Origin of the sequence: Sagittula marina (genome assembly GCF_014196795.1) — a bacterium.
GTDB classification, from domain to species: domain Bacteria; phylum Pseudomonadota; class Alphaproteobacteria; order Rhodobacterales; family Rhodobacteraceae; genus Sagittula; species Sagittula marina.
In genome coordinates this window covers 555,014-566,984 of the sequence record NZ_JACIEJ010000002.1, presented here as the reverse complement: position 1 = coordinate 566,984, position 11,971 = coordinate 555,014, and the positions used below count along the sequence as shown (strand labels likewise).

Here is an 11,971-nt window from a genome sequence, read left to right as displayed (position 1 = left end):
CGTGATGAATAGCAGCAATGGAGGCTGCGACCGCAGAAGCTTGAATGTGGTGTAAAGGTCCGGAATGGGCCGTGAGTGTCAGGCAGCGGGAGGCCGGAGGGACCATGCGGTTTGTCCGCTTCAGCAGTTTTGCCAGGGCATCTCGCGATTACGGTCAGTTGACCCGCTGCGCACAAACAAAGTCGGCGCGTGTTGCAATGTCGGCGCGCGGCAACTCCGTGATTTGGTATCCGAGCGCGGTGTAGGTCTCCCGCATGACGGCGCAGGTCGCTTTGGCCTCGGCGCAGGTCTGCTTGCGTTCGGTGTCCTGTGTGAAGATCTCGCCCCAGAAGGGCGCCAGGAAGACGCGACAATTGTAGCGGGCTGCCTTGGCCGCAGTGGCCACATGGGGCGGCACGGGGAGGCCGCAGAGGGTCAGGTAGCCCATGATGTCGGGAATGCCTCGGTCGAAGATCACGGGGCCTGAGAGGGGCTGTGCGGTGCTACGGGCGCGTAGGTCGCGCTCCAGCATCCGTTCCGCATAGGCAATGCGGTCCGCCCAGGGGAGGGCGTCTCCGCAGCTCTGCACCTCCTCGCGGATGATCGCGCGGCCGGATTCGGGGATCGTATGAAAGCCGCGGCGGGCAAGCTCGGTGATCAGGCTGGTCTTGCCCGCACCCGGGCCGCCCGTCACGACGACGAAATGGTCGCTCATGGGCCATCCTCGGTTGTGAAGGGGGGAAGGGCTGCAACGTGATCGACGCGCTGAAAGGCGCGGATCAAGGCAGCATGGATTTTCGTAGGGAAAACAGCACCGTCCTGCGCGACAGAGGCAAATCCTCTGACGAGAAAGGCAGAACTATCTGGTGCTTTTCAATAGGAAAATGGTGGAGCCTAGGGGGATCGAACCCCTGACCTCTTGCATGCCATGCAAGCGCTCTCCCAGCTGAGCTAAGGCCCCATCTCTTGGCGTCTTGCCGTCAAACCCGTATGGGCTCTAAGGCGTGTGCCGTGGGCGATGACAGTGTCACCGTGCGGGGTGAGTAAGGGTTGGCGCCTTGGGGATCAAGAGGAAAATGCGCCGCTTGCTACAGTTTTTTCTGCGCCCTCCGGGAAGTTTCAGGTTCACACCGAACGCTAAGCCATGAACGGCAAAAGGGGCCCCGAAAGGCCCCTCCAGATAACACCGGGTCACGCGGGATCAGGAGTCGTCGTCCTCGCTGGCGACGTCGGCGATCTCGTCGAGGGAGACGTTGTCGTCATCCTCATCTTCGAGCACATCGTCGTCGTCATCCAGATCCACATCCACATCATCATCGTCGAGCAGATCGGAGTCTTTGGTCTCCTTCTCCTTCGACTTGTTGGCTTGGTCTTCGGCATCGGCCGCGATCAAGGACCGCTTGCCGGTTTCTACGGTCACGGTCTCGCCCGTGTACGGGCTGATGACCGGAGTCCGGTTCAGGTCATAAAAGCGCTTGCCGGTGGTCGGGCAAACGCGCTTCGTGCCCCATTCTTCCTTCGGCATGGATATCCCCTTTTGGAGTAATGGGACCATGCGCGGCCCCGTCGACAATCAAAGCCCCCTGCCATAAGACCGGTATAGAGTCAAAGGCTTTGGGGGAGAATGGCTGATATGGGACAGATCCGGCTGGCTGGCAACCCCGATATATGCGTCACCCTGCGCCGGTCCGCCCGCGCGCGGCGATTATCGCTGCGCATCTCCCAACTTGACGGGCGCGTGACTTTGACGTTGCCAAAATCCGTGCCGGAGCGAGAAGGGCGGGCCTTTCTTGAATCGAAGGAAAACTGGCTGCGCGGACATCTTTCCCGGCAAGGGGCGCCGGTGAGCGTGGCGCTTGGGAGCCGTATTCCAATCGAAGGCGCGCTGCACCAGATCGTCGCGGGGCAGGGGCGGTCCATCCGCCGAGTTGACGGTGTTCTGCATGTTCCAGGCGATCCGGACCGCGTTGCAGCGCGGGTTCAAGGCTGGTTGAAGACCTTGGCCCGTGACCGATTGGCTGAGGCGTCAGACCGTTACAGTGCCCGTTTGGGTCGCCCTTACTCGCGACTGACGCTGCGGGATACACGGTCGCGTTGGGGATCGTGTACCTCGGATGGTGGGCTGATGTACTCTTGGCGGCTGATCCTCGGTCATGCGGACGTATTGGACTACGTTGCCGCGCATGAGGTGGCGCATCTGCGCCATATGAATCATTCCGCGCAGTTCTGGGCGGAGGTCGAGCATCTCTATGGCGATTGGCGGTCTGCGCGCAAATGGCTGAAAGATCACGGCAATGAGCTGCACCGCTACCGGTTCGACGCATAAAGAGAGGGGAGCCCGAAGACCCCCCTCGCCCTGGTGTGGCAAAGCGCTCTGACGGCGCTGTGCCTTTGGGTGCTACAAGAGATTACATGCCGCCTGAGACAGCAAAGCCGTTGATGCCACCCATCCCCAGATCGGACAGGAGGGTCGCTTCGGCGCTTTCGAGGTTGATGCTGTAAAGACCTGCGCTGTCAGCGCCTTCCATCTGCAGCACTGCATAGGCCATGTCGCTGCCTTCTTCGGGGGACAGGATGTCAAAACCGCCCATGCCGGACAGATCGACCTCTGCACCGTCCACCATCACCTTGCCGATGGTTTCCAGAGTGCCGGCGTTGTTGGCCACGCTCACGAGCGAGTCGGTGCCCGCGTCGAGCCCGTATTGGAACGTGCTTTCCGCGGTCTTGCCCGCAATGGCGTTGGTGTAGGCGTTGGCAAAGACCATCGGTGTCGCATCGGCATTGGCGTCGCCTTCTGCATAGGCCAGATCGGTCATGCGACGCACGGAGCCCGCTTTTTCGTCACCATCGCCAAAGCCGTCGGGGAAGTAGACAAGGTTGTCACCGGTCGAGGAAACGGCGCGCACAGCATCGATGGCGTTGTTGAAATCGAATGCGACCATGGCATCGGCGCCAATCGTCGCGTCATCCATGAAGGTTGCGCCCAGATCGGTCATCTCGCCGGACATCGGGTTGATGGTGTAGATCATGCCGTCGGCCAGACCCAGCAGATCGCCGGTCACCGGGCGGAATGCGATGGCGTCGAGGTTCGACTCAAGCGCATAGGTCTCTGCTTCGCCCGGCGCAGCGATGTCGGCCATGACGACCAGTGTGCTGCCGCCATCGGTCAGGGCGTAACCCATTGTGCCAGCGTGGCCCGCAGCAAAGGATGCACCAGCGGTAAGAGCAAGGGCGGCGACAGAGGTGTAAACGGTACGGATCATAAGTGAACTCCTGTTGGCGGCTCGTCCGGTTTGGATGAGCTATGCCGTAACCCACGACCGCAATGCGGGTGGAGTTTCGGCGGGTGTAAACTTTTTGAAAATTATTTTTTCCCGCAGCCCAGTGGCGGCCGGATCCATTCGCGTATTGACCCTGCCGCCGTTTGTGATCACTTGACGGGATGCAAGTGATCTCGCGCCCAGAACCGACCACCTCCGCCCATGACCGCGTTTATCGCGGCCTGCGCACGCGTATCATGCACGGCCAGATCCCGCCGGGACATTCTTTTACTCTGCGCGGCATTGGCAAGGAATTCGAATGCTCCATGACCCCGGCGCGCGAGGCGGTGCACCGTCTGGTGGCAGAGGGCGCGCTGTCCATGTCCGCCTCTGGTCGCGTCGCCACGCCGGAGCTGTCCAACGAACGGATTGAGGAATTGGCCGCGCTGCGCTCACTGATCGAGGTCGAGCTGGCCTCCCGCGCATTGCCGCGGGCGCACATGGCCCTGATTGAGCGCCTTCAGACAATCAACAGCAATATCGCCGACGTGGTCTCCAACCGGGATGCTGTGGGCTACATTCGCACCAATCTTGAATTCCACCGTACGCTGTACCTGCGCGCTCAGGCACCTGCCATGCTGGCCATGTGTGAAACGGTCTGGCTGCAACTGGGGCCGACCATGCGCGCGCTGTACGGGCGCCTGCGCCGCTCAGAGCCGCCGCAATACCATCGCCTGATCATCGCCGCGCTCAAGGCCGGGGATGAGCCCGGGCTGCGCCTTGCGGTGCGCACGGACGTGACACAGGGACTGCGCATGATCGCAGACAGGACCTGATGCCAGCGCTTTCAAAATAGAGTAGGCGGTCGCGAACGTCTCAGGCCGCCAGCCCGCGCGACCCCATATCCAGGTATTTCGATCGACGTGCCTCAACGATCTCACGGGCGCTCAGGCCATCGAGTTCAGCGAGCATTGCGCTGATCGCCTGACCGACGCTGTCCATCGCGGTTTGTGCATTACGATGCGCCCCGCCGCGTGGCTCCTTGATGATCCGGTCACAAACACCCAGCGTGTGCAGATCCTGCGCCGTCAGGCGCAGCGCCTCTGCCGCGTCGCGCATCCGCGCCCCGTCTTTCCACAGGATCGACGCACAGCCTTCGGGGGAGATCACCGAATACACAGAATGTTCCAGCATCGCGACGCGGTTCGCGGTGGCAAAGGCCACAGCCCCGCCCGATCCGCCTTCGCCAATCACGACGGACACCAGCGGCACGCCGATTTGCAGACATTTCTCGGTCGAACGGGCAATCGCCTCGGACTGGCCGCGCTCTTCCGCACCTTTGCCGGGGTAGGCGCCGGGCGTGTCGATCAGTGTCACCACCGGCAGGCCGAACCGGTCGGCCATATCCAGCAGGCGCACGGCCTTGCGATAGCCCTCTGGCCGCGCCATGCCGAAGTTGTGCTCGATCCGCGAGGTGGTGTCGAAACCCTTCTCATGCCCGATCACCATCACCGGCATGTCGTTGAACCGCGCCGTGCCACCCATGATCGCATGGTCATCGGCAAAGTTGCGGTCGCCTGCCAGCGGCATGTACTCCGTGAACAGCGTGTCGATGTAATCGCGGCAATGGGGCCGTTCGGGGTGGCGCGCGACCTGACATTTCCGCCAGGGCGTCAGCTTGGCATACAAATCGGTCAACAGGGTGTCGGCCTTGCGGTCCAGCGCCTTGGCTTCGGCTTCGATATCCATACCGGTGTTCTGCCGGGCCATGGCCCGGAGTTCCTCGGCTTTGCCTTCGATCTCCGCCAGTGGCTTCTCGAAATCGAGGTAATGGGTCATCGAATGTCTCCGCGCGTCTAGGGTGCAAGTGTTGCGCAGCTATATGGCGTGCAGCGCGGCCAGTTGCAACAAAGCAAGATCTTCGCTGTGCCAACCTCCGCCGGTGTCACAGACCCAACAAGACCGGGGCCATCGCCGCAAGCAGCAGGGCGGCCATCGTCCAGTTGAACCATTTCAGCCGCACCGGGTTCGCCAGCCAACGTCGGATGCCGGTCCCGAAGCTGGTCCATGTCAGCGCTGACACTGTGCCAACGGTCAGGAATACAGCGGAGATCATTAGTACACCGGACAGATCGCGGCTCGGGGCGTAAAGTGTGATCGCGCCCAATGCCATCGACCAGCCCTTTGGGTTCACCCATTGGAATGCTGCCGCCTGTGCAAAGGTCAGCGGCTTGGCTTCTGCATCGCGGGCGCGGATCTCACCCGCTGTTGCGATCTTCCACGCGAGGTAGATCATGTACACCAAAGCCGCGGCTTTCAGCACCGTGTAAAGCGGTGGCCACGCCTCGAACGCGCGCATGACGCCAAGGCCAACCGGCACGATCATCACCGGAAAGCCCAGAGCGACCCCTGACAGATGCGGCATGCTGCGCCGCAACCCGAAATTCGCGCCGGACGCCACCAGCATCAGATTGTTCGGCCCCGGCGTAAACAGCGTCGCCGCAGCAAACCCCATGAGGGCGGTGATCAGGTCAAGAGGCATGACGGGCTCCATCAAGGTAATGGTCCGCCTTTATCGCGCGTCCTTACTGGTTTGAAATTGTGTTATGCCGCGCGGCCGATGTAAATATGCAATTTATGATCAGTCTTGACGAGATAGACCGCAAAATATTGCGCGCCCTTCAGCAGGACGGGCGTCTGTCCAACCTGGCTCTGGCAGAACGGGTGGGCTTGTCGCCCTCTGCTTGCCTGCGGCGTGTCCAGGGGCTGGAAGGGGCTGGCGTGATCCAAGGCTATCGCGCCGTGCTGTCCAGCGACAAACTGGGCACAGGTTTTATCGCCTATCTTTCGGTGGGTCTGAACCAGCATACCAAGACCGCTCAGTTGGCCTTTGAACAAGCGATGAAGGCCGCAACGCAGGTGGTTGAATGTCACAACACCACCGGTTCCGTGGAATACCTGCTACGTGTCGAGGTCGCCGACCTCTCCGCCTACAAGCATTTCCATACGGAGATCCTGGGCGCGCTACCGCAGGTGGACCGGCTGACCACATATGTGGTGATGGGCAGCCCCAAGGACATGCGCGGATGAGCCGCATTTACGCAGGTTAATAACCGACCGGTTTTTCCACCCGAACCGGTCGGGACTCACCTTTCCAAAAGGTAAACGGGGCGCCGATTGACGCCCCCTTCGCAGAATTCATCCTTTGGTCACGCAGATCTGCGCTTGGCTCAATTGCCCGCGATCAGATCGGCCTGTTTCACGATCACCTCGGCCTGCTTCATCGACGCGATGTCGATCAGCTTTCCCTTGTAAGTGGTTGCGCCTTCGCCGCGTGCCTTGGCGGCTTCCATCGCGTCGAGGATTGCGCGCGCGTCTGCGACGGCCTCATCCGTGGGTGTGAAGACCTCGTTGGCCAGTGCGATCTGCTTGGGGTGGATGGCCCATTTGCCGACCATGCCGAGCGTGGCAGAGCGCAGCGCCTGCGCGCGGAAGCCCTCATCGTCTGAGAAATCGCCAAACGGCCCGTCCACAGGCAACACGCCATGTGTGCGGCAGGCAGCCACGATTGCGGCTTGCGCCCAGTGCCAGGGATCGGACCAGTGCTTGGCGCCATCGCGCAGCATGTAGTAGTTTTCCTGCGTACCCCCGATACCTGTGGTGGCCATCCCCATGGATGCGGCAAAGTCGGCCGCGCCGAGGCTCATCGCTTCCATACGCGGAGAGGCGGCGGCGATCTCTTCCACATGAGCGATACCGGCGGCGGATTCTATGATGACTTCAAAGCGGATCGGCTTTGTGCGCCCCTTGGCGCGCTCGACCGCCGTGACCACAGCGTCGACGGCATAGATATCTGCCGCGCAGCCAACCTTTGGGATCATGATGCGGTCGATGCGATCACCGGCCTGCTCCAGAATGTCGATCACGTCGCGATACCACCAAGGGGTGTCCAACCCGTTGATCCGCACGGACAGGCATTTCTTGCCCCAGTCCACATCGTTGATCGCCTGGATGGCGTTGACCCGGGCGCTGTCCTTGTCTGAGGGTGCCACCGAATCTTCGAGGTCGATGTTGATCACATCTGCAGCCGATCCGGCCATTTTCTCGAAAAGGGACGTGCGGGACGCGGGGCCAAACAGCTGGCAACGGTTTGGTACAGCGGGGGAGGGCGGCTGGAGGCGGAACGACATGGATGAATCCTATCGGCAATGAAGTTGCGTATGGTCTGCCTTCTGAGTTATTAAATTGCGGAATGCTGCGCAAGCGAAATACGTGTGCCGATGTATGCAGCAACCTGCCTGACCCGCGAAAACCGCAGGGGATGTGCATAAATCTTCGCCAAAATCCCGGCATTGTTGCAGAATCTTGCTCAAGCAGAGTGAAATTACGCGGAATGCGGATCAAATCCCGGCACGAACAGGTCAGTATGTCGCCAAAACACGCTTTGGAGGCCGCCATGATTCAGACCCCCTATCTCCTCTTCTTGGGCGACGCGCCCGATCCTCTTGCCGCGAAGGTCGCGCAGGGAATACGCGACTGGCGGCCGGAAAATTCCGTGGGTCAGTTCCGGATGGACGGCTGCAAGGCCGACATGAAACTGCCCGACATGACGCTGGCGGAGGCAAAGGCCGCTGGCGCCAAGACGCTTGTGATCGGCGTGGCCAATCGCGGCGGGGTGATTTCGAAAGCTTGGAAAAAAGTGTTGATCCAAGCGTTGGAGGAAGGGTTTGACCTTGCCTCCGGTCTGCACAACCTGTTGGGCGACGAGCCTGATCTGGTTGCCGTGGCCGAAGCCTGCGGACGTACCTTGCATGACGTGCGTGTGCCGGCAGTGGACTACCCCATCGCGGACGGGACAAAGCGGTCGGGCAAGCGCGTTCTGGCGATCGGCACCGATTGTTCGGTTGGAAAAATGTACACCGCGCTGGCGCTGGACAAGGCAATGCAGGCGCGCGGGATGAAGAGCACCTTCCGTCCCACGGGCCAGACCGGCATTCTGATCACCGGCGACGGCGTGCCACTGGACGCGGTGGTTGCCGACTTTATGGCAGGGTCGATCGAATTTCTGACGCCGCCGAATGATGATGACCATTGGGACGTGATCGAAGGGCAGGGCAGCCTGTTCCACGTCTCCTATTCCGGTGTGACGCTGGCGCTGATCCACGGTGGTCAGCCTGATGCGCTGATCCTGTGTCACGAGCCGACGCGCACCCACATGCGGGGCCTTCCGGGCTACAAACTGCCCTCGCTCGAAGAGGTGCGCGATCTTGGACTGGCGCTTGCAAGGGTGGCAAACTCCGAGTGCCGCATTGCGGGCGTATCGATCAATACGCAGCATATGGGGGATGAGGAAGCCAAGAGCTATTGCGCCGAGATCGAAGCACGCTTTGGCTTGCCCTGCGTTGATCCGTTCCGCCACGGCGCGGACCGGCTGGCCGAGGCGCTGGAAGCCTTTTGATGGACGGGTGCGGCGCTGTTCGCTGACGCGAAGGCGCCCCGCCCACCGTCCCATCTGTGTGTGCTTGCCACAGCGGTTTCCTGTATGACGCGCATGAGATTGGATTTAGACCCGAGACAACACAGGAGGTCCGCACATGATCACGGTGACACGCGACGTGTTCCGGCTGGCAGAAGCCTTTACCATTTCACGCGGTTCCCGGACAGAGGCGCATGTCCTGACTGTCGCCATCACGCGCGACGGTGTGACAGGGCGCGGTGAATGTGTGCCCTACGCCCGCTATGACGAGACGCTGGACAGTGTCACGGCTGAAATCGACGGCCTGCCCGAAGGGATCACTCGGGCCGAGCTGCAAGACGCATTGCCCGCCGGTGCAGCGCGCAATGCGGTGGACTGTGCGCTATGGGATCTGGAGGCCAAGACAGCGGCTCGCCCGGCATGGGATCTGGCCGGGCTGGAGGTTCCGGGGCCGGAAGTGACCGCTTACACGCTTTCGCTCGACACGCCGGAGAAAATGGAAACATCGGCTCGCAAACACGCGCATCGCCCATTGCTGAAGATCAAGCTGGGCACGCCTGACGACATGCCGCGGCTCGAAGCAGTGCGTCGCGGCGCGCCTGACGCGCGGATCATTGTTGATGCGAACGAGGGGTGGACCGCGCAGGTCTATGCTGACCTCTGCCCACATCTGCTGCGCCTTGGCGTGGCTTTGGTGGAACAGCCCTTGCCCGCCGGTGCGGATGAGGCGTTGATCGGGATGGATCGGCCAGTGCCGCTTTGTGCAGATGAATCCTGCCACGATCGCGCGTCCTTGTCTGCGCTCAAGGGCAAGTACGATGTGGTTAACATCAAGCTGGACAAGACCGGAGGCCTGACCGAAGCCTTGGCCTTACGGGAGGCGGCACGCGCCGCGGGATACGATGTCATGGTTGGCTGTATGGTGGGGTCGTCCCTGGCGATGGCGCCCGCGACGCTGGTTGCGCAGGGTGCGGAGGTGGTGGACCTCGACGGGCCGCTTTTGCTGGCCGACGACCGCGACGTTCCGCTGGTCTATGACGAACACGGCGTGCATCCGCCGCAACCGGGCTTATGGGGCTGACGCTACCGCCATCGGTGGTGTCAGATCGACCCCTTTAGTCCGGCGGTCTGTCGCGCGCATCTGTTCAGTCGGACACATTTCGCGTGCGGCAAACGCGGTCGCCGTCCAGTCCGACTCCGGGCCGCATCCGATCCGGTGCTTCGACGGCGATGCAGATCTTGTAGGTGGTGTCCGTCTGACGATCATAAGTGATCTGAGCGGCGAAGGCGGTGAGATCATCCGGGGCGCTTGCGCAGTCCAGCGGATAGAATGTCGCTGGTAGCGGGGCGCGCAATGCATCGCAGCGGAGCAGATCCGTCTCAAGCCGATTGAGGTCGCGCAGGCGCAGTGTGTCCCGCGCCTCCATTTGCCCCTGTTTCGGGCCGCCGACAGTCCAGAGGCTTAGCCCCAACGACAAAAGCGCAAGGGCAATAAGGATCGGCGCGGCAGGGAGGCGAAGAGCCTTGACCGGAAGGTCGCGCCCTTCATCGAAATACGCCAGCACCACGAGGGACAGGCCAGCGACCACAAGCGATTTCACCAGGAACCGCAGGGTCATCTGACCGTTGAGCCAAGTGAAGATCAAAAACAGGGCGTCCCCCAACAGGATGCACACAGCAATCAAAAGTGCCAGGGCGGACAGCCAGCGCCGCACGTCGCTGTGTCGTCGCGCGTCATTTTGGTGGATGTCACGACGGTCCGACTGATCCAGAAAAAAGAAGGCCGGGGTGAAAACGATCAGGGCGGCCATGGACCAGCGCAGGCCGGACAGGCCGCCAGAGGTCACACCTTCTCCGATTTCCGGCAGCCATAGGTTGATCTGGCCGTAAAGCAGGCTCAGCACGTTGCCTGCCACCATGCCAAACACCACAAACATCAGGGCGTAAAAGAAAGCGTCCCGCGCGGTCCGGGGGCGGACGGGGCGCGGGACCGCGCCGTTCTCTGACGCCATCCATGCAGCCAGTGCTGTTTCTATCTCTGACGCGGTCCAACCCGCCGCCTGCAAGTTCTGACGAATGGTGCCTGCCGATTGCCCTGCATTCAGGGCGTCGCGGATGTGTGTGGACAAAACATCGGACATGGGACCGCTTTCGATGGGGGCAAATTCGCGCCTTAGTAGAATCCAGCGGACAGGCGTTCAAGCGGACACGGCACGCTCTGGCGGTCCTGTGCCCAGCAGCTGAGCGCCCGAAGGTTTGGCAAGGGCGCAAAATTCTGGACCTGCGCTTGACGGAGGTCTTGACCATGCGCCCGGATGGTCGCATCCCGTCAGACAAGACAGCCCGTTGCCTGTGGCAACGCTCTCACCTTGATGCCGGAGGAAAGATCATGACCCGCACCGTCTATGTTAACGGAGACTACCTGCCCGAAACCGAAGCCAAGGTGTCGATCTTTGACCGCGCGTTCCTGATGGCGGACGGCGTATACGAGGTGACCAGCGTATTGGGTGGTAAGCTGATTGATTTTGAAGGCCACGCCAAACGTTTGCAGCGGTCGCTCGATGAGCTGGACATGCCGTCCCCGTGTACGATGGATGAGCTGTTGGAGATTCACCGCGAACTGGTGAAGATCAACGAGATCGATGAAGGCATGGTCTATTTGCAAGTCACGCGCGGCGCGCCTGATGATCGTGATTTTGTCTTTCCGGACCCGGAGCTGGTGAAGCCGACGCTGGTGCTGTTCACTCAGAACAAGCCCGGCCTGGCGGACAACCCGGTCGCAAAGAAGGGGATCAAGGTCATCTCCATAGAAGACGTCCGCTGGGGCCGCCGCGACATCAAAACCGTGCAGCTTCTCTACCCTTCAATGGGCAAGATGATGGCAAAGAAAGCCGGTGCCGACGACGCGTGGATGGTCGAGGATGGCTTTGTTACCGAGGGCACATCGAACAACGCCTATTTCATCAAGGGCAACAAGATTGTGACCCGCGCGCTGTCCAACGACATCCTGCACGGCATCACCCGCGCCGCCGTTCTGCGCTTTGCCAAAGAGTCACAGATGGAGGTCGAAGAGCGCAACTTCACCATTGAAGAGGCGCAGCAGGCGGACGAAGCCTTCATCACATCGGCATCGACCTTTGTAATGCCGGTCGTAGAAATCGACGGCGTCAGCTTGGGCGGAGGCGTACCTGGCCCACGTGCCGCCCGTCTGCGCGAAATCTACCTTGAGGAAAGCCGCAAGGTCGCCGTTTAAAAT

13 protein-coding genes and 1 tRNA gene are annotated in these 11,971 nt (G+C 61.4%); 6 read left to right on the top strand and 8 right to left on the bottom strand.

Features of this window, described 5'->3' with window-relative positions; all coding sequences use genetic code 11:
- Positions 1–154 precede the first annotated feature (154 nt).
- From GGQ68_RS06160 to GGQ68_RS06150, 3 genes are all read right to left on the bottom strand, one after another.
- A complete protein-coding gene (locus GGQ68_RS06160; protein ID WP_183964001.1) occupies positions 155–694 on the bottom strand; it encodes an AAA family ATPase in 540 nt (179 codons plus the stop codon).
- Positions 695–864: 170 nt separating this feature from the next.
- Positions 865–940 (bottom strand) — tRNA-Ala (locus GGQ68_RS06155).
- A 240-nt stretch (positions 941–1,180) separates the two neighbouring features.
- Positions 1,181–1,504, bottom strand: coding sequence for a TIGR02300 family protein (locus tag GGQ68_RS06150; protein WP_183963999.1), 324 nt, complete (start codon positions 1,502–1,504; stop codon positions 1,181–1,183).
- Between the two features lie 108 nt (positions 1,505–1,612).
- Between GGQ68_RS06150 and GGQ68_RS06145 the strand changes: the two genes are divergently transcribed.
- Entirely contained in the window at positions 1,613–2,305 is a 693-nt protein-coding gene (locus GGQ68_RS06145) for a M48 family metallopeptidase (protein WP_183964111.1), read from the top strand.
- Positions 2,306–2,387: 82 nt separating this feature from the next.
- Here GGQ68_RS06145 and GGQ68_RS06140 read toward each other — a convergent pair whose 3' ends face one another.
- Positions 2,388–3,242, bottom strand: a complete 855-nt coding sequence (locus GGQ68_RS06140) for a DUF4394 domain-containing protein (protein ID WP_183963996.1) — start codon at positions 3,240–3,242, stop codon at positions 2,388–2,390.
- 185 nt (positions 3,243–3,427) lie between these two features.
- On the opposite strand from GGQ68_RS06140, the gene GGQ68_RS06135 reads away from it, so the two are divergent.
- A complete protein-coding gene (locus tag GGQ68_RS06135) occupies positions 3,428–4,075 on the top strand; it encodes a GntR family transcriptional regulator (RefSeq protein ID WP_425502957.1) in 648 nt (215 codons plus the stop codon).
- A gap of 40 nt (positions 4,076–4,115) precedes the next feature.
- Here the strand turns inward: GGQ68_RS06135 and GGQ68_RS06130 are convergent, their stop codons facing one another.
- Positions 4,116–5,078 (bottom strand): acetyl-CoA carboxylase carboxyltransferase subunit alpha, encoded by a 963-nt coding sequence (locus tag GGQ68_RS06130; RefSeq protein ID WP_183963992.1) that lies wholly within the window; start codon positions 5,076–5,078, stop codon positions 4,116–4,118.
- A gap of 106 nt (positions 5,079–5,184) precedes the next feature.
- The gene (locus GGQ68_RS06125) at positions 5,185–5,781 is read right to left on the bottom strand and encodes a LysE family translocator (RefSeq protein ID WP_183963990.1); all 597 of its coding nucleotides are present in this window, start codon (positions 5,779–5,781) and stop codon (positions 5,185–5,187) included.
- Between the two features lie 95 nt (positions 5,782–5,876).
- Between GGQ68_RS06125 and GGQ68_RS06120 the strand changes: the two genes are divergently transcribed.
- Positions 5,877–6,329: an Lrp/AsnC family transcriptional regulator gene (locus GGQ68_RS06120; RefSeq protein WP_183964109.1), complete on the top strand. Its 453-nt coding sequence runs from the start codon at positions 5,877–5,879 to the stop codon at positions 6,327–6,329.
- A gap of 140 nt (positions 6,330–6,469) precedes the next feature.
- Here the strand turns inward: GGQ68_RS06120 and GGQ68_RS06115 are convergent, their stop codons facing one another.
- On the bottom strand, positions 6,470–7,429 hold the full coding sequence (locus GGQ68_RS06115; RefSeq protein WP_183963988.1) for an L-malyl-CoA/beta-methylmalyl-CoA lyase: 960 nt from the start codon (positions 7,427–7,429) through the stop codon (positions 6,470–6,472).
- 266 nt (positions 7,430–7,695) lie between these two features.
- On the opposite strand from GGQ68_RS06115, the gene dgcN reads away from it, so the two are divergent.
- A complete protein-coding gene (gene dgcN / locus GGQ68_RS06110) occupies positions 7,696–8,697 on the top strand; it encodes an N-acetyltransferase DgcN (protein WP_183963986.1) in 1,002 nt (333 codons plus the stop codon).
- A 136-nt stretch (positions 8,698–8,833) separates the two neighbouring features.
- Positions 8,834–9,796: an N-acetyl-D-Glu racemase DgcA gene (dgcA, locus tag GGQ68_RS06105; RefSeq protein WP_183963984.1), complete on the top strand. Its 963-nt coding sequence runs from the start codon at positions 8,834–8,836 to the stop codon at positions 9,794–9,796.
- A gap of 64 nt (positions 9,797–9,860) precedes the next feature.
- Here dgcA and GGQ68_RS06100 read toward each other — a convergent pair whose 3' ends face one another.
- On the bottom strand, positions 9,861–10,856 hold the full coding sequence (locus tag GGQ68_RS06100) for a DUF5671 domain-containing protein (protein ID WP_183963982.1): 996 nt from the start codon (positions 10,854–10,856) through the stop codon (positions 9,861–9,863).
- A gap of 248 nt (positions 10,857–11,104) precedes the next feature.
- Between GGQ68_RS06100 and GGQ68_RS06095 the strand changes: the two genes are divergently transcribed.
- Entirely contained in the window at positions 11,105–11,968 is an 864-nt protein-coding gene (locus tag GGQ68_RS06095; protein ID WP_183963980.1) for a D-amino-acid transaminase, read from the top strand.
- Positions 11,969–11,971: the final 3 nt, after the last annotated feature.

Excerpts from the sequence above, each read along its gene's own strand:
- GGQ68_RS06160 (WP_183964001.1), bottom strand. The coding sequence starts at position 694 with ATGAGCGACCATTTCGTCGTCGTGACGGGCGGCCCGGGTGCGGGCAAG.
- GGQ68_RS06150 (WP_183963999.1), bottom strand. The coding sequence starts at position 1,504 with ATGCCGAAGGAAGAATGGGGCACGAAGCGCGTTTGCCCGACCACCGGC.
- GGQ68_RS06145 (WP_183964111.1), top strand. The coding sequence starts at position 1,613 with ATGGGACAGATCCGGCTGGCTGGCAACCCCGATATATGCGTCACCCTG.
- GGQ68_RS06140 (WP_183963996.1), bottom strand. The coding sequence starts at position 3,242 with ATGATCCGTACCGTTTACACCTCTGTCGCCGCCCTTGCTCTTACCGCT.
- GGQ68_RS06130 (WP_183963992.1), bottom strand. The coding sequence starts at position 5,078 with ATGACCCATTACCTCGATTTCGAGAAGCCACTGGCGGAGATCGAAGGC.
- GGQ68_RS06125 (WP_183963990.1), bottom strand. The coding sequence starts at position 5,781 with ATGCCTCTTGACCTGATCACCGCCCTCATGGGGTTTGCTGCGGCGACG.
- GGQ68_RS06120 (WP_183964109.1), top strand. The coding sequence starts at position 5,877 with ATGATCAGTCTTGACGAGATAGACCGCAAAATATTGCGCGCCCTTCAG.
- GGQ68_RS06115 (WP_183963988.1), bottom strand. The coding sequence starts at position 7,429 with ATGTCGTTCCGCCTCCAGCCGCCCTCCCCCGCTGTACCAAACCGTTGC.
- dgcN (WP_183963986.1), top strand. The coding sequence starts at position 7,696 with ATGATTCAGACCCCCTATCTCCTCTTCTTGGGCGACGCGCCCGATCCT.
- dgcA (WP_183963984.1), top strand. The coding sequence starts at position 8,834 with ATGATCACGGTGACACGCGACGTGTTCCGGCTGGCAGAAGCCTTTACC.
- GGQ68_RS06100 (WP_183963982.1), bottom strand. The coding sequence starts at position 10,856 with ATGTCCGATGTTTTGTCCACACACATCCGCGACGCCCTGAATGCAGGG.
- GGQ68_RS06095 (WP_183963980.1), top strand. The coding sequence starts at position 11,105 with ATGACCCGCACCGTCTATGTTAACGGAGACTACCTGCCCGAAACCGAA.